Raw genomic sequence first — 21,947 nt, forward strand, 5'->3', positions numbered from 1 at the left:
CAGGATGTCCTCTGCCACCGCACCGCTCACCGTTTCCATCGACCTGGCCGACCGCAGCTACCCGATTCTGATCGGTCGGGGTTTGCTGGACGATCCGGCCACCTGGGCTGGCCTGCCCCGGGCGGCGGCGGCCCTGATCGTGACGAACGACGTGGTCGGTCCGCTCTACGCCGAGCGACTGCGCCGGGCCCTGGCGGGTCTGTACGGCCAGGTGCACGTGGTGCAGCTGCCCGATGGCGAAGCGCACAAGACCTGGGATTCGCTGAACGGTATTTTTGACGCCCTGCTGTCGCGCGCCTGCGACCGCAAGACCGTGCTCTACGCCCTGGGGGGCGGGGTGGTGGGCGACATGACGGGGTTTGCCGCCGCTTGCTACATGCGCGGGGTGCCGTTCGTGCAGGTGCCCACCACGCTGCTGGCCCAGGTGGATTCCTCGGTGGGGGGCAAAACGGCCATCAACCACCCGCTGGGCAAGAACATGATCGGGGCCTTCTACCAGCCGCTGCGGGTGGTGTGCGACCTGGACACCCTCTCCACCCTGCCCGAACGCGAACTGAGCGCCGGCCTGGCCGAGGTGATCAAGTACGGTCCGATCGCCGACCTGGATTTTCTGGCCTGGATCGAGGCGCACCTGCCCGCGCTGCGGGCACGCGACGCCGGGGCCTTGGCCCACGCCGTGCGCCGCAGTTGCGAAATCAAGGCCTGGGTGGTCGGGCAAGACGAAAAGGAGGCCGGGCTGCGCGCCATCCTGAATTTCGGGCACACCTTTGGCCACGCCATCGAGGCCGGCATAGGCTACGGCGCTTGGCTGCACGGCGAGGCGGTGGGCTGCGGCATGGTCATGGCCGCCACCCTGTCGGCCCGGTTGGGCCTGCTGCCCGAGACCGAGGTGGCGCGGCTGACGCGCCTGGTGGCCGACGCCGGCCTGCCGGTGCGGGCCCCAGTGCTGGCGCCAGACCAGGCCTCGCGCTTTCTGGAACTGATGCGGGTGGACAAAAAGGCCGAGGCCGGCGAGATCAAGTTCGTGCTGGTCAACGGCCGGGGCGAGGCCGTGGTGCGCGGCGCCCCCGATGCGCTGGTGGCCGAGGTCGTCGATGCCTGCACCGGCTGACGCCACCGCGCTGCCGCCCGGCTGCGCCTGCGACCCGGCCCTGAGCCAGGGGCGGCGCCACCCCGAGGCGCCGGCGCCCACGCGCAACGATTTCCAGCGCGACCGCGACCGGGTGATCCACAGCACCGCCTTCCGGCGCCTGGTGTACAAGACCCAGGTGTTCCTCAACCACGAGGGCGACCTGTTTCGCACCCGGCTGACCCATTCGCTGGAGGTGGCGCAGCTGGGCCGCAGCATAGCCCGCAGCCTGGGCCTGAACGAGGACCTGGTGGAGGCGATTGCGCTGGCCCACGATCTGGGGCACACGCCCTTTGGCCACGCCGGCCAGGACGCGCTGAACGCCTGCCTGCACGGTCAGCCGCCCGAAGCCGAGGTCGAGCTCCCGCACGCGCCCGACCCCGTGGACGGTGTGCCCGGCCACGCCGACGCCGCGGGCCCGGACGAGCCGCGCGGCGGTTTCGAGCACAACATGCAGAGCCTGCGCGTGGTGGACGAACTGGAAGAACGCTACCCCGCCTTCAACGGCCTGAACCTGTGTTTCGAGACCCGCGAAGGCATCCTCAAGCACTGCTCACGGGCCAACGCGCAGTGGCTGGAAGCGCGGGAACCGGGTGGCGTGGGGGCGCGTTTTTTGCGGGGCCAGTCGCCGTCGCTGGAGGCGCAACTGGCCAACCTGGCCGACGAGATCGCCTACAACGCCCACGACATCGACGATGGGGTGCGTTCCGGTCTGCTGACCCTGGCGCAGTTGGAGGCGGTGCCGCTGTTCGACGAGCACCGCCGGGCGGTCCTGCGCGAACACCCCGACCTGACCGGGCGGCGTGTGCTGTTCGAGTCCATCCGCCGCATGCTGAGCGCCCAGGTGTACGACGTGATCGACGCCACCCGCGCGGCGGTGCGCGAGGCCGGCGTGGACAGCCTCGACGGGGTGCGGCAACACGGGCCGCTGCTGCGCTTTTCCCCGGGCATGCGCCAGGCCTCGTCCGAGCTCAAGCGCTTTCTGATGCTGAACCTGTACCGCCACCCGCAGGTGCTGGCCACCACCGGGCGGGCCCGCCGCATCGTTGGCGACCTGTACCAGGCCTACACCCAAGCGCCCGAAGCAATGGCGCAGCCGCCGCAGACCCTGCGCCCGCTCAGCCTGCGCCGGCGCGTGGCCGACCACATTGCTGGCATGACCGACCGCTACGCCATCCGCGAGCACGAGCGGCTGACCGGCCTGCGCCTGTTCACCTGAAACGGCCCCGACGACCGTGCCCAGCACCGCCCCCCGTTGCGCCGACCCACGGACCGACACGCGCATCGCCGCGCTGATCGTTGGGGTGGGCATCGTCAGCGCTTTCCATGTCGGCAAGCTGCCGCCGGCCATCCCGGTGCTGGCGCGGGACCTGGGGCTGACCCTGGTGCAGGGCGGTTTTTTGCTGGCCGTGATCCAGATGGCGGGCATGACGCTGGGCGCGGTGGTGGGCATGCTGGCCGACCGGCTGGGACCGCGGCGGGTGATGCTGCTGGGCCTGGCCCTGTTGGGCCTGGGCAGTGCACTGGGGGCTGCGGCGCCCAGCCCGGCGGTGTTGCTGGCCACCCGGGCCCTGGAGGGCCTGGGTTTTTTGCTGGCCGTGCTGCCCGCGCCGGGCCTGCTGCGGCGCCAGCTGCAGGCCCCCGCGGTGCTGAACAAGGCCTTGGGGTTTTGGGGGGCGTACATGCCGATCGGTGCCGCGACCACCCTGCTGGTGGGGCCGCTGGTGTACGCCGGTCTGGGCTGGCGCGCCGGTTGGGCCACCCTGGCCCTGGCCACCTGGGTGTGTGCCGGGCTGGTGTGGCGCTGGGTGCCGCCCGACGCGCCAGCGGCCCCGGGCGGTGGCTTGGGTCTGTGGCCCCGGCTGGCCGGCACCCTGTCTTCGGGCGGCCCGTGGCTGGTGGCCTTGGCGTTTCTGATGTATTCGGGGCAGTGGCTGGCGGTGGTGGGGTTTTTGCCCACCATCTACACCGCGGCGGGCTGGTCGCTGGCGGCCGTGGGGGCGCTCAGTGCGTTGGCGGCAGGCGTCAACCTCATCGGCAACATCGCCGCCGGGCGCTGGCTGGCCCACGGCGTGCGGCCGCTGACGCTGCTGGGCTGGGGCTACGGCAGCATGGCGCTGGGAGCCTACTGGACCTTCAGCGGCTGGGGCGGACCGGTGGTCAATTACCTGGCGGTGCTGGTGTTTTCGGCGCTGGGGGGCTTGATCCCGGGCACCCTGTTCACCCTGGCGGTGCGGCTGGCCCCCGGGGGCCACGCGGTGTCCACCACCGTGGGTTGGGTGCAGCAGTTGTCGTCGCTGGGCCAGTTCGTGGGGCCGCCGCTGGTGGCCTGGCTGGCCGCGCGCGTCGGGGGCTGGCACCTGACCTGGACGGTCAACCTGGCCTGCTGCCTGGTCGGTGGGGTGTTGTCGCTGGCCCTGCAGCGGCGGCTGGACCGCGTCGGGCACTGATTCACCCCGCCATGGCCCGCCTGCCGCGTTTGTCCCTGGCCGAGGTGTTGCACCAGGTCGTCTGGCGGGGCCACAACGGCCAGCCGGTGTTCGTGGACGTGGTTGACCGGCAGCGCTTGCTGGACCTGTTGGCCACGCTGGCCCCGCGCGAGCGGGTGCAGGTGCATGCCTACTGTCTGCTGGACAACGCGGTGCACCTGTTGCTCACGCCGCAGACCGACGACGCGGTGGGCAAGCTGATGCAGGCGCTGGGCCGCAGCTATGTGCGTGCCTTCAACCAGCGCCACGCCCGCAGCGGCACCCTGTGGGAGGGGCGCTACCGCTCCACCCTGCTGGAGGCTGCCTCTTACCTGATCCCCAGCATGGTGAATCTGGACCTGCTGCCCGTGCGCGCCGGTCTGGTGCATGCACCGGCGGCGTACCCGTGGTCCAGCCACGCCCATTACCTGGGCCGGCGGCAGGACCGCTGGCTGACCCCGCACCCCTTGGTGTGGGCGCTGGGCAACACCCCGTTTGCGCGCGAAGCCGCCTACGCGGCGCGGGTGGAGCAGGGGCTGGACGCCGCCACCCAGGCGCGGCTGGCGGAAGCCACCCTCAAGGGCTGGGCCTTGGGCAGCGAGCCGTTCTTGCAGGCCTTGCACGAGCGCACGGGCCGCCGCCCCAGCAAAGCCCGGGCCGGGCGACCGCCCAAGGCCCAGGTTGGCCCCACGCCGTCCTGAGGGTAGACGGAGTGCCCGTGCTAGGCCTCGGGTTGAAGGCGCAAGTCCATCGAGTCGATTTAATCTGTCCCCAATTAGTTTGGTGATTAGAGTTTTTGGATTTTAATTTTACTCCGACCCCAATTAAAAGGCTTGGCATTGTTGTTGCATTGCACTATGCTTCGCACACTTGTCATCAGTCTCAGGAGTTTGGCGTGACCCAGTCCCACGAAATCGCAGCGCTGCAACAGCACGGTCTGTACGACGCTGCCCAGGAACACGACGCGTGCGGCGTCGGTTTTGTGGCCCACATCAAGGGCCAGAAGAGCCACGCCATCGTGGAGCAGGGTCTGAAGATCCTGGAAAACCTCGACCACCGCGGCGCCGTGGGCGCCGATGCCCTGATGGGCGACGGCGCGGGCATTCTGATCCAGATCCCGGACCAACTGTACCGCGAGGAAATGGCCAAGCAGGGCGTGGCCCTGCCACCCGCCGGTGAATACGGCGTGGGCCTGGTGTTCCTGCCCAAAGAGCACGCCAGCCGCCTGGCCTGCGAGCAGGAGATGGAGCGCGCCATCAAGGCCGAAGGCCAGGTGCTGCTGGGCTGGCGCGACGTGCCGGTCAACGCCGACATGCCGATGTCGCCCACCGTGCGCCAGACCGAACCCATCATCCGCCAGGTCTTCATCGGCCGGGGCACCGACGTGATCGTGCAGGACGCGCTGGAGCGCAAGCTGTACGTGATCCGCAAGACCGCCAGCGCCAACATCCAGCGCCTGAAGCTGACGCACAGCAAAGAGTATTACGTGCCCAGCATGAGCAGCCGCACCGTGGTGTACAAAGGCCTGCTGCTGGCCAACCAGGTGGGCGAATACTTCCTGGACCTGAAGGACGCGCGTTGCGTGTCGGCCCTGGGTCTGGTGCACCAGCGCTTCTCCACCAACACCTTCCCCGAGTGGCCGCTGGCCCACCCCTACCGCTACGTGGCCCACAACGGCGAGATCAACACCGTCAAGGGCAACTACAACTGGATGAAGGCGCGCGAGGGCGTGATGTCGTCCCCCGTGCTGGGCGAAGACCTGCAAAAGCTCTACCCCATCAGCTTTGCCGGCCAGTCCGACACCGCCACCTTCGACAACTGCCTGGAATTGCTGACGATGGCGGGTTACCCCATCAGCCAGGCGGTGATGATGATGATCCCCGAGCCGTGGGAACAGCACACCATGATGGACGAGCGCCGCAAGGCGTTCTACGAGTACCACGCCGCCATGCTGGAGCCGTGGGACGGCCCGGCGTCCATCGTGTTCACCGACGGCCGCCAGATCGGCGCCACGCTGGACCGCAACGGCCTGCGCCCGTCGCGCTACTGCGTGACCGACGACGATTTCGTGATCATGGGCTCCGAGTCCGGCGTGCTGCCGGTGCCCGAGAGCAAGATCGTGCGCAAGTGGCGCCTGCAGCCCGGCAAGATGTTCCTGATCGACCTGGAACAGGGTCGCATGATCGACGACGAGGAGCTGAAGGCCAACATCGCCAACACCAAGCCGTACAAGCAGTGGATCGAAGGCCTGCGCATCCGCCTGGACGACGTGACCCAGCCGGTGGCCGGCGAGGCCGAAGGCCAGCAGGTACTGACCGAAGAGTCCTCGCACGCAGCGATGGAGCAGGTCGATGCCTCGCTGCTGGACCGCCAACAGGCGTTTGGCATGACGCAGGAGGACATCAAGTTCCTGATGGCGCCGATGGCCCAGAACGGCGAGGAAGGCATCGGTTCCATGGGCAACGACAGCCCGCTGGCCGTGCTGTCCGACAAGAACAAGCCGCTGTACAACTACTTCAAGCAGTTGTTCGCACAGGTGACCAACCCGCCGATCGACCCGATCCGCGAAGCGATCGTGATGTCGCTGGTGTCCTTCATCGGCCCCAAGCCGAACCTGCTGGACATCAACCAGGTGAACCCGCCGATGCGGCTGGAGGTGAGCCAGCCGGTGCTGAACCACGCCGACATGGCCAAGCTGCGCGAGATCGAAAAGCACACGCACGGCAAGTTCAAGAGCACCACGCTGGACATCACCTACCCCGTGTCCTGGGGCAAGGAAGGCGTGGAGGCGCAGCTCGCCTCGCTGTGCGCCGAAGCGGTGGACGCCATCAAGGGCGGCAGCAACATCCTCATCGTCAGCGACCGCGCGGTGAGCGCCGAGCGGGTGGCGATTCCGGCTCTGCTGGCGTTGTCGGCGCTGCACCAGTTCCTGGTGCGTGAAGGCCTGCGCACCACTGCTGGCCTGGTGGTGGAAACCGGCTCGGCCCGCGAAGTGCACCACTTTGCCGTGCTGGCCGGCTACGGCGCCGAGGCCGTGCACCCGTGGCTCGCCATGGACACGCTCAAGGCCATCCACAAGGACCTGCCGGGTGACCTGTCGGCCGACAAGGCGATCTACAACTACGTCAAGGCGATCGGCAAGGGCCTGTCCAAGATCATGTCCAAAATGGGCGTGAGCACCTACATGTCGTACTGCGGCGCGCAGCTGTTCGAGGCCATTGGCCTGAGCAGCGACACCGTGGCCAAGTTCTTCACCGGCACCCCCAGCCGGGTGGAAGGCATTGGCGTGTTCGAGATCGCCGAGGAAGCCATCCGCATGCACAAGGCCGCCTTTGGCGACGACCCGGTGCTGGCCCAGATGCTGGACGCCGGCGGCGAATACGCCTGGCGCACCCGCGGCGAAGAGCACATGTGGACGCCTGACGCGATCGCCAAGCTGCAGCACTCGACCCGCGCCAACAACTTCAACACCTACAAAGAGTACGCGCAGATCATCAACGACCAGACCCGCCGCCACATGACGCTGCGCGGCCTGTTCGAGTTCAAGGTGGACCCGGCCAAGGCCATTTCGGTGGAAGAGGTCGAGCCCGCCAAGGAGATCGTCAAGCGTTTCGCCACCGGTGCCATGTCGCTGGGTTCCATCTCCACCGAAGCGCACGCGACGCTGGCCGTGGCGATGAACCGCATTGGCGGCAAGAGCAACACCGGCGAAGGCGGCGAGGACCCGGCGCGCTACCGCAACGAGCTCAAGGGCATCCCGATCCAGCAGGGCGAGTCGCTCGCGTCCATCATCGGCCGCGACAAGGTGGAAAGCGACATCCCGCTGCTGGCCGGTGACAGCCTGCGTTCCAAGATCAAGCAGGTGGCGTCGGGCCGTTTCGGCGTCAACGCCGAGTACCTGGTCAGCGCCGACCAGATCCAGATCAAGATGGCCCAGGGCGCCAAGCCGGGCGAGGGCGGCCAGCTGCCGGGCGGCAAGGTGTCCGAGTACATCGGTTTCCTGCGCTACTCGGTGCCGGGCGTGGGCCTGATTTCCCCGCCGCCGCACCACGACATCTATTCGATCGAGGACCTGGCCCAACTGATCCACGACCTGAAGAACGTCAACACCCGGGCCGACATTTCGGTCAAGCTGGTGTCGGAAATCGGCGTGGGCACCATCGCCGCCGGCGTGGCCAAGGCCAAGGCCGACCACCTGGTGATCGCCGGTCACGACGGTGGCACGGGCGCCTCGCCCTGGTCGTCCATCAAGCATTGCGGTTCGCCTTGGGAAATCGGCCTGGCCGAGACCCAGCAGACCCTGGTGCTGAACCGCCTGCGCGGCCGCATCCGAGTGCAGGCCGACGGCCAGATGAAGACCGGCCGCGACGTCGTCATCGGCGCATTGCTGGGCGCCGACGAGTTTGGCTTCGCCACCGCGCCGCTGGTGGTCGAAGGCTGCATCATGATGCGCAAGTGCCACCTCAACACCTGCCCGGTGGGCGTGGCCACCCAGGACCCGGAGCTGCGCGCCAAGTTCGCCGGCAAGCCCGAGCATGTGGTGAACTACTTCTTCTTCGTCGCCGAGGAAGTGCGCCAGATCATGGCCCAGCTGGGCATCCGCAGCTTCGACGAGCTGGTGGGCCGGGCCGACCTGCTCGACACCCGCGCCGGCATCGCCCACTGGAAGGCCAAGGGCCTGGACTTCAGCCGCCTGTTCTACCAGCCGGCCGTGCCGGCCGACGTGCCGCGCAAGCACGTGGACGTGCAGGACCACGGTCTGGACAAGGCGTTGGACGTCAAGCTGATCGAGAAGTCGCGCGCCGCCATCGACAAGGGCGAGAAGGTCAGTTTCATGGAAACGGCCCGCAACGTGAACCGCACCGTCGGCGCCATGCTGTCGGGCGAGGTGACGCGTTTCCACCCCGAGGGCCTGCCGGACGACACGCTGCGCATCCAGTTGGAAGGCACGGGCGGCCAGTCCTTCGGCGCGTTCCTGACCAACGGCATCACGCTGTACCTGATCGGTGACGCCAACGACTACACCGGCAAGGGCCTGAGCGGCGGCCGCGTGGTGGTGCGCCCGAGCATCGAGTTCCGCGGCGACGCCGCCAAGAACATCATCGTGGGCAACACCGTGCTGTACGGCGCCACCCGCGGCGAGGCCTTCTTCCGGGGCGTGGCCGGCGAGCGTTTCGCGGTCCGTCTGTCCGGCGCCACCGCGGTGGTGGAAGGCACCGGCGACCACGGTTGCGAATACATGACCGGCGGCACCGTGGCCGTGCTGGGCCTGACCGGCCGCAACTTCGCCGCTGGCATGAGCGGCGGCGTGGCCTACGTGTACGACGAGGACGGCCTGTTCGCCCAGCGCTGCAACACCGCCATGGTGGCCCTGGAGAAAGTGGTGACCGCCGCCGAGCAGGAAGCCACCACCGACCGCGCCACCTGGCACCGTGGCCAGACCGACGAGGCCCAGCTGCGCAAGCTGCTGGAAGACCACAACCGCTGGACCGGCTCCACCAAGGCGCGCGAGATTCTGGACAACTGGGCGCAGACCCGTGGCAAGTTCGTCAAGGTGTTCCCGACGGAATACAAGCGCGCGCTGGCCGAACTGGCCGCCAAGGCCGCTGCCCCCCAGGCCGCCGTGGCCGCCTGAACCCGCTGAACCGAACCGAGGATACGTATCATGGGAAAAATCACCGGCTTCATGGAATTTGAGCGCCTGGAAGAGGGCTACAAGCCCGTGCCCGAGCGCCTGAAGCACTACAAGGAATTCGTGGTGGGCCTGACCGATGAGCAGGCCAAGGTGCAGGGCGCCCGCTGCATGGACTGCGGCACGCCGTTCTGCAACAGCGGCTGCCCGGTCAACAACATCATCCCGGACTTCAACGACCTGGTCTACCGCCAGGACTGGGAGAACGCGATCGCGGTGCTGCACAGCACCAACAACTTCCCCGAGTTCACCGGCCGCATCTGCCCCGCACCCTGCGAGGCCGCCTGCACCCTGAACGTGAACGGCGACGCGGTGGGCATCAAGTCCATCGAGCACGCCATCATCGACAAGGCCTGGGCCGAGGGCTGGGTCCAGCCGCGCCCGGCCAAGATCAAGACCGGCAAGAAGGTGGCGGTGGTCGGCGCCGGCCCGGCGGGCCTGGCGGCCGCCCAGCAACTGGCGCGCGCCGGTCACGACGTGACCGTGTTCGAGAAGAACGACCGCGTCGGCGGCCTGCTGCGTTACGGCATCCCCGACTTCAAGATGGAGAAGTGGCTGATCGACCGCCGCGTTGAGCAGATGGAGGCCGAAGGCGTGACCTTCCGCACCGGCGTCATCGTCGGCGCCTTGCCGACCGAAGGTCCGGCGGCCAAGGTGACCAACGACGCCAAGGAAACCGTGTCGCCCGAGCAACTGAAGGCCGAGTTCGACGCGGTGCTGCTGACCGGCGGTTCCGAGCAGAGCCGCGACCTGCCGGTGCCCGGCCGCGAGCTGGACGGCGTGCACTTCGCGATGGAGTTCCTGCCGCAGCAGAACAAGGTCAACGCCGGCGACAAGCTGAAAAAGCAGCTGCGTGCCGACGGCAAGCACGTCGTCGTGATCGGCGGTGGCGACACCGGCTCCGACTGCGTGGGCACCAGCAACCGCCACGGCGCCGCCAGCGTCACCCAGTTCGAGGTGATGCCGATGCCGCCCGAGCAGGAAAACAAAGAGCTGACCTGGCCCTACTGGCCGATCAAGCTGCGCACCTCGTCCAGCCACGAAGAGGGCTGCACCCGCGAGTTCGCCATCTCCACCAAGTCGTTCAACGGCGCCAAGGGCAAGGTCACCAGCCTGACCACGGTGAACGTGGAGTTCAAGGACGGCAAGCTGGTCGAGATTCCCGGCACCGAGAAGGAATACAAGGCCGACCTGGTGCTGCTGGCCATGGGCTTCACCAATCCGGTGGCGACCGTGCTGGACGCCTTTGGCGTGGACAAGGACGCGCGCGGCAACGCCAAGGCCACCACCGACTTCACCGGCGGCTACGCCACCAACGTGGCCAAGGTGTTCGCCGCCGGCGACATGCGCCGTGGCCAATCGCTGGTGGTGTGGGCCATCCGCGAAGGCCGCCAGGCGGCGCGCGCGGTGGACGAGTTCCTGATGGGCTACTCCGACCTGCCGCGCTGAGCGGCCAACGGCGTGCGGCGCACGCCGTTGCGGGTTATCCCGTATCATCCGACAAGCCGGTTCGCCGGCTTTTCTGTTTCAAGCCCTTCTTTGCATGTCCTCCCCCGCCCTGGTCCAGCTGCGCGATCTCACCTTCGGGTACGGAGATCGCTTGATCCTGGACGGGCTGAGCCTGGACATCCCGCGCGGCAAGGTCACCGCGCTGATGGGCGCCTCGGGCGGGGGCAAGACCACGGTGCTGCGCCTGATCGGGGGCCAGTACCGGGCCCAGGCCGGCCGTTTGCACTTTGACGGCGCGGACGTGATGGCCATGGACGCGGCGGGCCTGTACCGGATGCGCCGCCGCATGGGCATGCTGTTCCAGTTCGGCGCCCTGTTCACCGACCTCAGCGTCTTCGACAACGTGGCCTTTCCGCTGCGCGAACACACCCGCCTGCCCGAAGAACTGGTCCGCGACGTGGTGCTGATGAAGCTCGACGCGGTCGGTCTGCGCGGGGCGCGGGACCTGATGCCCTCGGAAATCTCGGGCGGCATGAGCCGGCGCGTGGCGCTGGCGCGTGCCATCGCGCTGGACCCGGAGCTGGTGATGTACGATGAGCCCTTCGCCGGGCTGGACCCGATCTCGCTGGGCACGGCAGCGCGGCTGATCCGCCAGCTCAACGACGCCATGGGGCTGACCAGCATCCTGGTGTCGCACGACCTGGACGAAACCTTTGCCATCGCCGACCACGTGGTGGTGCTGGCCAACGGCCGCGTCGCCGCGCAGGGCACGCCCGACGAGGTGCGGCACAGCACCGACCCGCTGGTGCACCAGTTTGTGCACGCCGAACCGGAGGGGCCGGTGCATTTCCACTACCCGGCCCCCCCCGCGGGCGACGACTACGGCCCCGGGAGGCGCGCATGAGCCGCTCCGGCCTCTCGGCCATCGGTTACGCGGTGCGGCTCAAGCTGGCCGACATCGGCTACGCCACCCGGCTGTTTGGGCGGCTGCTGGCCTGCGCCGGCACCGCGCTGCGGCGCTTTGGCCTGGTGCGCGAGCAGATCCATTTCCTGGGCAACTACTCGCTGGCCATCATCGGCGTGTCTGGTTTGTTCGTGGGCTTTGTGCTGGCCTTGCAGGGCTACTACACCTTGCAGCGTTTCGGCTCCACCGAGGCGCTGGGCCTGCTGGTGGCGCTGAGCCTGGTGCGCGAACTGGGCCCGGTGATCGCCGCGCTGCTCTTCGCCGGGCGGGCCGGCACCTCGCTCACCGCCGAAATCGGCCTCATGAAAGCCGGCGAGCAGATCAGCGCGATGGAGATGATGGCGGTCGATCCGGTTTCGCGCATCCTGGCGCCGCGCTTCTGGGCCGGTCTGGTGGTGCTGCCGGTGCTGACCGCGGTGTTCAGTGCCGTGGGCATCGTCGGTGGCTGGCTGGTGAGCGTGCCCATGCTGGGCGTGGACAGCGGCTCCTTCTGGAGCCAGATGCAGGCCGGCGTGGACGTGTGGAGCGACGTCGGCAACAGCGTGGTGAAAAGCCTGGTGTTCGGCGTGGCCGTCACCTTCATCGCCTTGTTGCAGGGCTACGTGGCCCAGGCCACGCCCGAGGGTGTCTCGCGCGCCACCACCCGAACGGTGGTGATGGCTTCTTTGACGGTGCTGGGCCTGGACTTCGTCCTGACCGCGCTGATGTTTGGTATTTGAACCGAGGAGGGTGTGCATGCAACGCTCTGCCAAAGACCTGTGGGTGGGTTTGTTTGTGCTGCTGGGGGCGTTGGCCCTGTTGTTCCTGTCGCTGCAGGCGGCCAACCTGCTCAACCTGAGCTTCGAGTCCACCTACCGCGTCACCGCGCGTTTTGACAACATCGGCGGGCTCAAGCCCAAGTCGGCGGTGCGCAGCGCCGGCGTGGTGGTGGGCCGGGTCGAGTCCATCGCCTTCAACGACCAGACCTTTCAGGCCGACGTGGTCATGGCGCTGGAGTCGCGCTACGCTTTCCCCCAGGACAGCTCGCTGAAAATCCTCACCAGCGGCCTGCTGGGCGAGCAGTACGTGGGCATCGAGGCCGGTGGCGCCGACGGCAACTGGGCGGCGGGTGACGTGATCACCCAGACCCAGTCGGCCGTGGTGCTGGAAAACCTGATCGGCCAGTTCCTGTTCAACAAGGCCGAGGAGGCCGGTGCCGCCGCGCCCGCCGAGCGCTGAACGGCGACAATACCCACACACCAACCACCGAGGGAGTTTTTCATGAAGAAGCACCACGCGACCCGTTCGATGCTGCTGGCCCTGGGCCTGAGCGTCGGCCTGCTCGCCGGTTGCGCGACCGGGCCGAACGCCCACCCGCAAGACCCGCTGGAGCCCTTCAACCGCGGCGTCACCCGCTTCAACGACGGCCTGGACGACGCGGTGCTCAAGCCCGTGGCCACCGCCTACCAGGACGTGACGCCCAGCCCGGTGCGCACCGGCGTGCACAACTTCTTCAACAACCTGCGCGACGTCTGGTCCTTCGTCAACGCGCTGTTGCAGGCGCGCCCGGCCGAGGCGGCCGAGAACTTCATGCGCTTCAACGTCAACACCGTGTTTGGTCTGGGCGGTGTGCTGGACGTGGCGAGCGAGATGGGCATCCCCCGTACCACGCTGGACTTTGGCCACACCATGGGGCGCTGGGGCGTGCCTTCCGGCCCCTACCTGGTGCTGCCGGTGTTCGGGCCGTCCAGTGTGCGCGACGCCGCCGGCCTGGTGGTGGACCAGCGGGGCGACCTGCTGACCCAGGGCGTGGACCACGTGCCCACCCGCAACAGCGCCATCGGCCTGCGCGTGGTGGACACCCGCGCCAGCCTGCTGCGCGCCGGCGAACTGCTGGACGAGGTGGCCCTGGACAAGTACAGCTTCACCCGCGATGCCTACCTGCAGCGGCGCGCCTCGCAGATCAGCGGCAACGGCGCCGCCCCCGAAGAACGTTACGACGATTGAAACCCCGGTGACCGGGTGTAACGCACGGGAACCTGTGCGCCGCAGCCGGTACCCCACCAGGGCCCGCGCGACCACCCCGGCGCCACGGCCCACAAGGAACGCCCCATGAACCCCTCTGTCACGCCCCTGACCACCGACCGCCGCGGCTGGCTCGCCTTGAGCGCCGGCCTGTGTGCCGCCCTGGCCTGGCCGCTGGCCGCCCACGCCACCGCGGTGGAAGCCCCGGACGCCCTGATCCAGCGCGTCGCCGGTGAGGTGTTTGCCCTGGTCAAGAGCGACCCGGCCATCCAGGCCGGCGACATGAACAAGGTGGCCCAGCTGGTGGACACCAAGCTCATGCCGCACCTGAGCTTCACCCGCATGACCGCCTCGGCCGTGGGCCGGTCCTGGCGCCAGGCCACACCCGAGCAGCGCCAGCGCCTGCAGGCCGAGTTCAAGACCCTGCTGGTGCGCACCTATTCCGGCGCACTGGGCCAGGTCAAGGACCAGACCCTGGTGCTGCGCCCCATGCGTGCCGCGCCCACCGACACCGAGGTGGTGGTGCGCTCCGAGGTGCGCGGCCGCGGCGACCCGATCCAGCTCGACTACCGCCTGGAAAAAACCGCCAGCGGCTGGAAGGTCTACGACATCAACGTGCTGGGCGTCTGGCTGGTGGACACCTACCGCGGCCAGTTCGCCCAGGAAATCCAGGCGCGGGGCCTGGACGGTCTGATCGCCGCGCTGGCCGAGCGCAACCGCAGCAACGCGGCCAAGTCCTGAGCCGGCCCCGCCATGCGCCTGCCCGCTGCCCCCGCCCGACTGACCCAGGCCGAAGCCGGTGCCTACCTGGACCGTTGCCTGGCGGCCCTGCGGGCCGAGCCGCCCCAGGCCGGGGCCGTGGTGGTGCTGGACGCGCAAGCCCTGAACGAGTTCGACTCGTCGGCCCTGGCGGTGCTGCTGGGCGTGCGCCGCCGCGTGCTGGCGCTCGGGGCCCGCTGGCAGGTGCAGGGCCTGCCGGCCCGTTTGCGCGACCTCGCGGCCCTGTACGGCGTGAGTGCATTGCTGCCCGCGTAAAATGCTGGGCCCATGTCCGCCGTTTCCTTCCAACGCGTTTCCAAAAGCTACACCACCCCCCGAGGCGAGCTGCAAGCCCTCAAGGGGGTGAGCTTTGACATCGAACCCGGCGAGTTCTTTGGCCTGCTCGGGCCCAACGGGGCAGGCAAAACCACCCTCATCAGCATCCTGGCGGGCCTCACCCGGGCCAGCGGTGGTCACGTCGCGGTGCACGGCGCCGACGTGCAGACCGACTACGCCCAGGCGCGCCGCCGCCTGGGCGTGGTGCCGCAGGAGCTGGTGTTTGACCCCTTCTTCAGCGTGCGCGAGGCGCTGCGCTTCCAGTCGGGCTACTTCGGCATCCGCGACAACGCCGGCTGGATCGACGAACTGCTGGACGGCCTGGGCCTGGCCGACAAGGCCGGCGCCAACATGCGACAACTGTCGGGCGGCATGAAGCGCCGGGTGCTGGTGGCGCAGGCGCTGGTGCACAAGCCGCCGGTCATCGTGCTGGACGAACCCACCGCCGGCGTGGACGTGGAACTGCGCCAGACGCTGTGGCAGTTCGTCTCGCGCCTGAACAAGCAGGGCAGCACCGTGTTGCTGACCACCCACTACCTCGAAGAAGCCGAGGCCCTGTGCGGCCGCATCGCCATGCTGAAACAGGGCGAACTGGTGGCGCTGGAAAAAACCTCCGATCTGCTCAAGCAAGCCTCGGCCAACGTGCTGCGCTTCAAGACCGACCACGCCCTGCCGGCCGACCTGGCGGCCCAGGCGCGGGTCACCGGCCGCTTTGTGCAACTGCCGGCGCCCGACGCGCTGGCGGTCGAGCGCCTCCTGGCGCGGGTGCGCGAGGCCGGCGTGGCGGTGGAGGACATCGAAATCACCAAGGCCGACCTGGAGGACGTGTTCCTCGACCTCACCGGCCACAAACCGGCGGCGGAGGTGGCGGCATGAACCACACCATGACCGGTTGGCAGACCCTGTTCCTCAAGGAAATCCTGCGCTTCTGGAAGGTCGGCTTCCAGACCGTGGCCGCGCCCGTGATGACGGCCATCCTTTACCTGCTCATCTTCGGCCACGTGCTGGAGGAACACGTCAAGGTGTACGACACGGTCAGCTACACCGCCTTCCTGCTCCCCGGGCTGGTGATGATGAGCGTGCTGCAAAATGCCTTTGCCAACAGCTCGTCCAGCCTGATCCAGAGCAAGGTCATGGGCAACCTGGTGTTCGTGCTGCTCACGCCGCTGTCGCACCGCGCCTGGTTCGTGGCCTACGTCGGCTCGTCCATCGTGCGCGGGCTGGTGGTGGGGCTGGGCGTGCTGCTGGCCACCGTCTGGTTCACCGACCTCACCTTTGTCGCGCCGGGGTGGATCGCGGTGTTCGCCTTCCTGGGTGCCGGGCTGCTGGGGTCGCTGGGTGTGATCGCCGGGCTGTGGGCCGAAAAATTCGACCAGATGGCCGCGTTCCAGAACTTCATCATCATGCCCATGACCTTCCTCAGCGGCGTGTTCTACTCCATCCACTCCCTGCCATCCTTTTGGCAGCAGGTCAGCCACCTCAACCCGTTCTTCTACATGATCGACGGTTTCCGCTACGGCTTCTTTGGCCAGGGCGACGTCTCGCCCTGGGTCAGCCTGGCGGTGGTCGGCGCGGCCTTCGCCGGGGTGGCGGGCCTGGCCCTCCATTTGCTGAAAACCGGCTACAAGATCCGGCACTGACATGACCTCCGACGAATTGCACTCCCTCATCGCCAGCGGCCTGGCCTGCGACCACCTGGAGGTCACGGGCGACGGCCGCCACTGGGCCGCGGTCATCGTGTCGCCGGCCTTCGAGGGCAAGCGCCTGATCCAGCGCCACCAGCTGGTGTACGCCACGCTGGGCGCCCGCATCCAGACCGACGAGGTGCACGCCCTGTCGATGAAAACCCACACCCCGGCCGAATGGGCCGCCCAACGCTGAGCCTCGCCCATGGACCAATTGCGCATCCGCGGCGGCCGCCGCCTGCACGGTGAAGTGACCGTTTCGGGCGCCAAGAACGCCGCCCTGCCCGAGCTTTGCGCCGCGCTGCTGACCGACCAGCCGGTGATGCTGCGCAACGTGCCGCGCCTGCGCGACGTGGCCACCATGCGCAAGCTGCTGGAAAACATGGGCGTGCAGACCCAGGCCCACGGCGAGCGCGGCGGCCTGACCCTGCACGCCGCCGGCGACCTGCTGCCCGAGGCGCCCTACGAGCTGGTCAAGACCATGCGCGCTTCGGTGCTGGTGCTGGGGCCGCTGCTGGCGCGCTTTGGCCGCGCCAAGGTGTCGCTGCCCGGCGGTTGCGCGATCGGTTCGCGCCCGGTGGATCAGCACATCAAGGGCCTGCAGGCCATGGGCGCCGAGATCGTTGTGGAACACGGTTACATGGTGGCGCAGCTGCCCGCGGGCCAGACCCGCCTGAAGGGCGCGCGCATCACCACCGACATGGTCACCGTCACCGGCACCGAGAACTTCCTGATGGCCGCGGCCCTGGCCGACGGCGAAACCGTGTTGGAAAACGCCGCCCAGGAGCCCGAGGTGACGGACCTGGCCGAGATGCTGATCAAGATGGGCGCCAAGATCGAAGGCCACGGCACCAGCCGCATCCGCATCCAGGGCGTGGAGCGCCTGGACGGCTGCGACCACGCCGTGGTGGCCGACCGCATCGAGGCCGGCACCTTTTTGTGCGCGGTGGCGGCCACCGGCGGCGAGGCGCTGTTGCGCCACGCCCGCGGCGACCACCTGGACGCGGTGATCGACAAACTGCGCGATGCCGGCGTGACGGTGGACGAGGTGCCCGGTGGCCTGAGGGTGGCCTCGCCTGGCGCGGCGGCGCTCAAGGCCCAGACCTTCCGCACCACCGAATACCCCGGTTTCCCGACCGACATGCAGGCCCAGTTCATGGCGCTCAACTGCGTGGCGCCGGGTGCCAGCAGCGTGACCGAAACGATTTTTGAAAACCGCTTCATGCACGTGCAGGAGCTGCAGCGCCTGGGCGCCAAGATCCACATCGACGGCCGCGTCGCCCTGGTCGAAGGCGTGGAGCGCCTGTCCGGCGCCACCGTCATGGCGACCGACCTGCGCGCCTCGGCCAGCCTGGTGATCGCCGGGCTGGTGGCCGACGGCGAAACCGTGGTGGACCGCATCTACCACCTGGACCGCGGCTACGACCAGATGGAAGTGAAACTGCGCGCCCTGGGCGCGGACATCGAAAGGCTCTCATGAGCGCCCGCCAGTTGACCCTGGCCCTGTCCAAGGGCCGCATCTTCGAAGAAACCCTGCCGCTGCTGGCCGCCGCCGGCATCGAGGTGCTGGAAGACCCGGAAAAGTCGCGCAAGCTGATCCTGCCCACCAACCGGCCCGATGTGCGGGTGGTGCTGGTGCGCGCCTCCGACGTGCCCACCTACGTGCAGTACGGCGGCGCCGACCTGGGCGTGTGCGGCAAGGACACCCTGCTGGAGCACGAGGCCGAGTGGGGCGGTGCCGGCAACGTGGGCCTGTACCAGCCGCTGGACCTCGGCATTGCCAGGTGCCGCATGAGCGTGGCCGTGCGTGCCGACTTCGACTACGCACGCGCCGTGCGCCAGGGCGCCCGCCTGAAGGTGGCCACCAAGTACGTGGCGATTGCGCGCGACTTCTTTGCCAGCAAGGGCGTGCACGTGGACCTGATCAAGCTCTACGGCAGCATGGAGCTGGCGCCGCTGACCGGCCTGGCCGACGCCATCGTGGACCTGGTGTCCACCGGTAACACCCTCAAGGCCAACCACCTGGTCGAGGTGGAGCGCATCATGGACATTTCCTCGCGCCTGGTGGTGAACCAGGGCGCGCTCAAAGTCAAGCGCGAGGCGCTGCGCCCCATTCTGGACGCGTTCGCGCGCGCCAGCCAGCCGCAGGGGGTGGCCGCATGACCGATACCGCCCTCAAAGCCAAGCCGCTGCGCCTGAACACCGCCGACGCCGATTTCGAGGCCCGCTTCCAGCAGCGCCTGCACTGGTCGGCCGACACCGACGCCGCCATCGAGCGGCGGGTGGCCGACATCCTGGCCGACGTGAAAGCGCGCGGCGATGCCGCCGTGCTGGAGTACACCCAGCGTTTCGACGGCCTGAGCGCCGCCGCCATGGCCGAACTCGAACTGACCCAGGCCGAGCTGAAGACTGCGTTCGACGGCCTGCCCGCCGCCCAGCGCGACGCGCTGCAAAAGGCGGCCGACCGGGTGCGCCGCTACCACGAGGCGCAGAAGAAGGCCAGCGGCGAAAGCTGGACCTACCGCGACGAAGACGGCACCCTGCTGGGCCAGAAGGTCACGCCGCTGGACCGCGTGGGCATTTACGTGCCCGGTGGCAAGGCGGCCTACCCGTCGTCGGTGCTGATGAACGCCATCCCGGCCCACGTGGCGGGGGTCGAAGACATCGTCATGGTGGTGCCCACCCCGCGTGGCGAGAAAAACCCGCTGGTGCTCGCCGCCGCTTACGTCGCGGGCGTCAGCCGCGCCTTCACCCTGGGCGGGGCGCAGGCCGTGGCCGCGCTGGCCTACGGCACCCAGACCGTGCCCAAGGTGGACAAGATCACCGGCCCCGGCAATGCCTACGTGGCCAGTGCCAAGAAGCACGTGTTCGGCACCGTGGGCATCGACATGATCGCCGGCCCCAGCGAAATTCTGGTGCTGGCCGACGGCAGCACCCCCGCCGACTGGGTGGCGATGGACCTGTTTTCCCAGGCCGAGCACGACGAGTTGGCTCAGTCCATCCTGTTGTGCCCGGACGCCGTCTACCTCGACGCGGTGCAGACCGCCATCGACCGCTTGCTGCCGACCCTGCCGCGCGCCGAGATCATTGCCAAGAGCCTGAACGGCCGGGGTGCGCTCATCCTCACCCGCAGCATGGACGAGGCCTGCGCCATCAGCAACCGCATCGCGCCCGAGCACCTGGAAGTCTCCAGCCACGAACCGCACCGCTGGGAGCCGCTGCTCAAGCACGCCGGCGCCATCTTCCTGGGCGCCTACACCAGCGAAAGCCTGGGCGACTACTGCGCGGGCCCCAACCATGTGCTGCCCACCAGCGGCACCGCGCGCTTTTCCAGCCCGCTGGGGGTGTACGACTTCCAAAAACGCAGCAGCCTGATCGAAGTCAGTGAAACTGGCGCGCAAAAACTGGGTCAGATAGCCTCGGTCCTCGCCCACGGCGAGGGGTTGCAGGCGCACGCCCGTGCGGCGGAGTTGCGCCTGCGTTGAACGCAGGAATTTGTCATGCCACACCGTCCCTTGGGTTGCCTCCACCGCCTGGCCACGCTGCCCCGCCTGTTGGCTGCGCTGCCGGCCGGTTTGCTGGGCCTGCTCACCTTGTCTTCGGCCCCGACCGCGCTGGCCGCCAGCCCGCTGGCCACGCCCTCGGCGCCCGTGGCCAGCGGTGCCTGCCCCGCGCTGCTCAACCACACCTTCCCGCGCCTGCAGGACGAAAAACCGCAGTCGCTGTGCCAGTACCGTGGCAAGGTGCTGCTGGTGGTGAACACCGCCAGCTACTGCGGCTTCACCAACCAGTACCAGGGGCTGGAAGACCTGTACGCCCGCTACCAGGACAAGGGCTTGGTGGTGCTGGGTTTCCCGTCGGGCGACTTTTTCCAGGAAAAGAAAAGCAACGACGAAATCGCGGAGTTCTGCGAGAACACCTTTGGCGTCAAATTCCCGATGTTCGCCAAAAGCTCGGTGCGCGGCTCGGGTGCCTCGCCCTTCTACAAACAGCTGGCGCAGCAGACCGGCGTGTCGCCCAAGTGGAACTTCTACAAATACCTGATCGGCCGTGACGGCCAGGTCGTGTCGGCCTACGCCAGCACCACCGGTCCCAGCGACCGCAAGCTGCTGGCCGACCTGCAGGCGCAACTTGCCCGCCCCGCGCCTTGAGCGCCCCGCGCCTGCCCAGCCATGGGTGGGTGCTGACGGCGCTGGCTGGGTCGCGCCAGTCGGGGGGTCAGCCGGCGGTCAGTACCTCGCGCAAGGCGGCCACCAGCGCGTCGCACTGCGCGTCGGTGCCCACGGTGATGCGCAGGAACTGGTCGATGCGCGGCAGTTTGAAGTGCCGCACGATGATGGCCCGCTGGCGCAGCGCCGCCGCCAGGGCCGCGCCGTCGTGGCCCGGGTGGCGCGCGAAAATGAAGTTGGCCGCCGACGGCAGCACCTCGAAGCCCAGCGCGGTCATTTGCGTCACCAGCCGCTCGCGGGTGTCCACCACCTGGCGGCAGCTGTGTTGGAAAAACGCCTCGTCTTCCACCGACGCCACCGCGCCAGCGATGGCCAGCCGGTCCAGTGGGTAGGAGTTGAAGCTGTTCTTCACCCGCTCCAGCCCTTCGATCAAATCGGGGTGGCCAATGGCAAAACCCACCCGCAGGCCCGCCAGCGACCGGCTCTTGGAGAAGGTGTGCACCACCAGCAGGTTGGGGTAGCGGTCCACCAGGGCGATGGCGCTGTCGCCGCCAAAGTCCACATAGGCTTCGTCCACCAGCACCACCGCGTCGGGGTTGCCAGCGACGATGCGTTCCACCGCCTGCAGCGGCAGCAGTCGGCCGGTGGGGGCGTTCGGGTTGGGGAAGATGATGGCGCCGGCCCGCTGCCCGTCGCGTGGCAGGTAGTCTTCCACCCGCAGGGTGTAGTCGTCGGCCAGCGGCACCACACGGTGCGCAACGCCGTACAGGCCGCAGTACACGGGGTAGAAGGAGTAGGTCACGTCCGGGAACCAGAGTTCGCCGTCGTGTTTCAGCAAAGCCTGAAAGGCGTGGGCCAGCACCTCGTCGGAGCCGTTGCCCACGAACACCTGGTTGGGCTTGACGCCGTGGCGCTGGGCCAGCGCGGTTTTCAGTGCGTCGGCGTTCGGGTCCGGGTATAAGCGTAGCGCGTCCGAGGTGGCGTGGCGGATCGCTTCCAACGCCTTGGGCGAGGGACCGTAGGGGTGCTCGTTGGTGTTGAGCTTGACCAGGTTGTCGAGTTTGGGCTGTTCGCCCGGCACGTAAGGGGTCAGGCCGTGGACGACGGCACTCCAGAATCGGCTCATGGGGTATAGGGGTAAAGGGCAGTGTTTGCCTTGGAGGTGGATGGTATCATGCCCCCTCGAACAACCCTTGGAATCGCTCTTGGAAGCCCTGGCCCTCATGCGGCAAGCCGACGTCACCCGCAACACCCTCGAAACCCGCATCACCGCCCGCGTCAACCTGGACGGC

The 21,947-nt window shown here is 68.4% G+C and carries 20 protein-coding genes; 19 read left to right on the forward strand and 1 reads right to left on the reverse strand.

The features are described 5' to 3' along the window. Nucleotides 1–4 precede the first annotated feature (4 nt). The 19 genes from aroB (at nt 5) to HA630_RS15855 (ending at nt 20,637) form a co-directional block, all read left to right on the forward strand. Nucleotides 5–1,111: a 3-dehydroquinate synthase gene (gene aroB, locus HA630_RS15765; protein ID WP_166835847.1), complete on the forward strand. Its 1,107-nt coding sequence runs from the start codon at nt 5–7 to the stop codon at nt 1,109–1,111. Continuing rightward, nucleotides 1,095–2,348, forward strand: coding sequence for a deoxyguanosinetriphosphate triphosphohydrolase family protein (locus HA630_RS15770; RefSeq protein WP_166835848.1), 1,254 nt, complete (start codon nt 1,095–1,097; stop codon nt 2,346–2,348). The genes aroB and HA630_RS15770 overlap by 17 nt, the downstream gene beginning before the upstream one ends. A 16-nt stretch (nt 2,349–2,364) precedes the next feature. Further along, complete coding sequence (locus tag HA630_RS15775; RefSeq protein ID WP_166835850.1) at nt 2,365–3,579, forward strand: MFS transporter; 1,215 nt, start codon at nt 2,365–2,367, stop codon at nt 3,577–3,579. A gap of 11 nt (nt 3,580–3,590) precedes the next feature. Beyond that, nucleotides 3,591–4,298 carry a transposase gene (locus HA630_RS15780; protein ID WP_166835851.1) on the forward strand — a complete coding sequence of 236 codons (708 nt, stop codon included), beginning with the start codon at nt 3,591–3,593 and terminating at the stop codon, nt 4,296–4,298. A 194-nt stretch (nt 4,299–4,492) separates the two neighbouring features. Continuing rightward, nucleotides 4,493–9,232 carry a glutamate synthase-related protein gene (locus HA630_RS15785; protein WP_166835853.1) on the forward strand — a complete coding sequence of 1,580 codons (4,740 nt, stop codon included), beginning with the start codon at nt 4,493–4,495 and terminating at the stop codon, nt 9,230–9,232. Between the two features lie 30 nt (nt 9,233–9,262). Further along, nucleotides 9,263–10,738 (forward strand): glutamate synthase subunit beta, encoded by a 1,476-nt coding sequence (locus HA630_RS15790; RefSeq protein WP_166835854.1) that lies wholly within the window; start codon nt 9,263–9,265, stop codon nt 10,736–10,738. Between the two features lie 94 nt (nt 10,739–10,832). Beyond that, nucleotides 10,833–11,642, forward strand: a complete 810-nt coding sequence (locus HA630_RS15795; RefSeq protein WP_166835855.1) for an ABC transporter ATP-binding protein — start codon at nt 10,833–10,835, stop codon at nt 11,640–11,642. Beyond that, nucleotides 11,639–12,421, forward strand: a complete 783-nt coding sequence (gene mlaE / locus HA630_RS15800; RefSeq protein ID WP_166835857.1) for a lipid asymmetry maintenance ABC transporter permease subunit MlaE — start codon at nt 11,639–11,641, stop codon at nt 12,419–12,421. The genes HA630_RS15795 and mlaE overlap by 4 nt, the downstream gene beginning before the upstream one ends. Before the next feature lie 16 nt (nt 12,422–12,437). Beyond that, on the forward strand, nt 12,438–12,920 hold the full coding sequence (gene mlaD / locus HA630_RS15805; protein ID WP_166835859.1) for an outer membrane lipid asymmetry maintenance protein MlaD: 483 nt from the start codon (nt 12,438–12,440) through the stop codon (nt 12,918–12,920). Nucleotides 12,921–12,962: 42 nt separating this feature from the next. After that, nucleotides 12,963–13,688 carry a VacJ family lipoprotein gene (locus tag HA630_RS15810; protein WP_166835861.1) on the forward strand — a complete coding sequence of 242 codons (726 nt, stop codon included), beginning with the start codon at nt 12,963–12,965 and terminating at the stop codon, nt 13,686–13,688. A gap of 105 nt (nt 13,689–13,793) precedes the next feature. Next, nucleotides 13,794–14,447: a phospholipid-binding protein MlaC gene (locus tag HA630_RS15815; protein ID WP_166835863.1), complete on the forward strand. Its 654-nt coding sequence runs from the start codon at nt 13,794–13,796 to the stop codon at nt 14,445–14,447. Between the two features lie 12 nt (nt 14,448–14,459). Beyond that, on the forward strand, nt 14,460–14,741 hold the full coding sequence (locus tag HA630_RS15820; protein WP_166835865.1) for an STAS domain-containing protein: 282 nt from the start codon (nt 14,460–14,462) through the stop codon (nt 14,739–14,741). 12 nt (nt 14,742–14,753) lie between these two features. Beyond that, nucleotides 14,754–15,677, forward strand: a complete 924-nt coding sequence (locus tag HA630_RS15825; RefSeq protein ID WP_166835867.1) for an ABC transporter ATP-binding protein — start codon at nt 14,754–14,756, stop codon at nt 15,675–15,677. An 8-nt stretch (nt 15,678–15,685) separates the two neighbouring features. Further along, nucleotides 15,686–16,441 carry an ABC transporter permease gene (locus HA630_RS15830; protein ID WP_166835884.1) on the forward strand — a complete coding sequence of 252 codons (756 nt, stop codon included), beginning with the start codon at nt 15,686–15,688 and terminating at the stop codon, nt 16,439–16,441. Between the two features lies 1 nt (nt 16,442). After that, nucleotides 16,443–16,682: a BolA family protein gene (locus tag HA630_RS15835; RefSeq protein WP_166835869.1), complete on the forward strand. Its 240-nt coding sequence runs from the start codon at nt 16,443–16,445 to the stop codon at nt 16,680–16,682. 9 nt (nt 16,683–16,691) lie between these two features. Then, entirely contained in the window at nt 16,692–17,966 is a 1,275-nt protein-coding gene (gene murA / locus HA630_RS15840; protein WP_166835871.1) for a UDP-N-acetylglucosamine 1-carboxyvinyltransferase, read from the forward strand. Next, complete coding sequence (gene hisG / locus HA630_RS15845) at nt 17,963–18,649, forward strand: ATP phosphoribosyltransferase (RefSeq protein WP_166835873.1); 687 nt, start codon at nt 17,963–17,965, stop codon at nt 18,647–18,649. The genes murA and hisG overlap by 4 nt, the downstream gene beginning before the upstream one ends. Next, nucleotides 18,646–19,971 (forward strand): histidinol dehydrogenase, encoded by a 1,326-nt coding sequence (gene hisD, locus HA630_RS15850; RefSeq protein ID WP_166835875.1) that lies wholly within the window; start codon nt 18,646–18,648, stop codon nt 19,969–19,971. The genes hisG and hisD overlap by 4 nt, the downstream gene beginning before the upstream one ends. Before the next feature lie 15 nt (nt 19,972–19,986). Further along, nucleotides 19,987–20,637, forward strand: a complete 651-nt coding sequence (locus HA630_RS15855) for a glutathione peroxidase (protein WP_166835877.1) — start codon at nt 19,987–19,989, stop codon at nt 20,635–20,637. Nucleotides 20,638–20,704: 67 nt separating this feature from the next. Here HA630_RS15855 and hisC read toward each other — a convergent pair whose 3' ends face one another. Further along, the gene (hisC, locus tag HA630_RS15860; protein WP_166835879.1) at nt 20,705–21,781 is read right to left on the reverse strand and encodes a histidinol-phosphate transaminase; all 1,077 of its coding nucleotides are present in this window, start codon (nt 21,779–21,781) and stop codon (nt 20,705–20,707) included. Nucleotides 21,782–21,947 lie beyond the last annotated feature (166 nt).

This window comes from Aquabacterium sp. A08 (genome assembly GCF_011742065.1).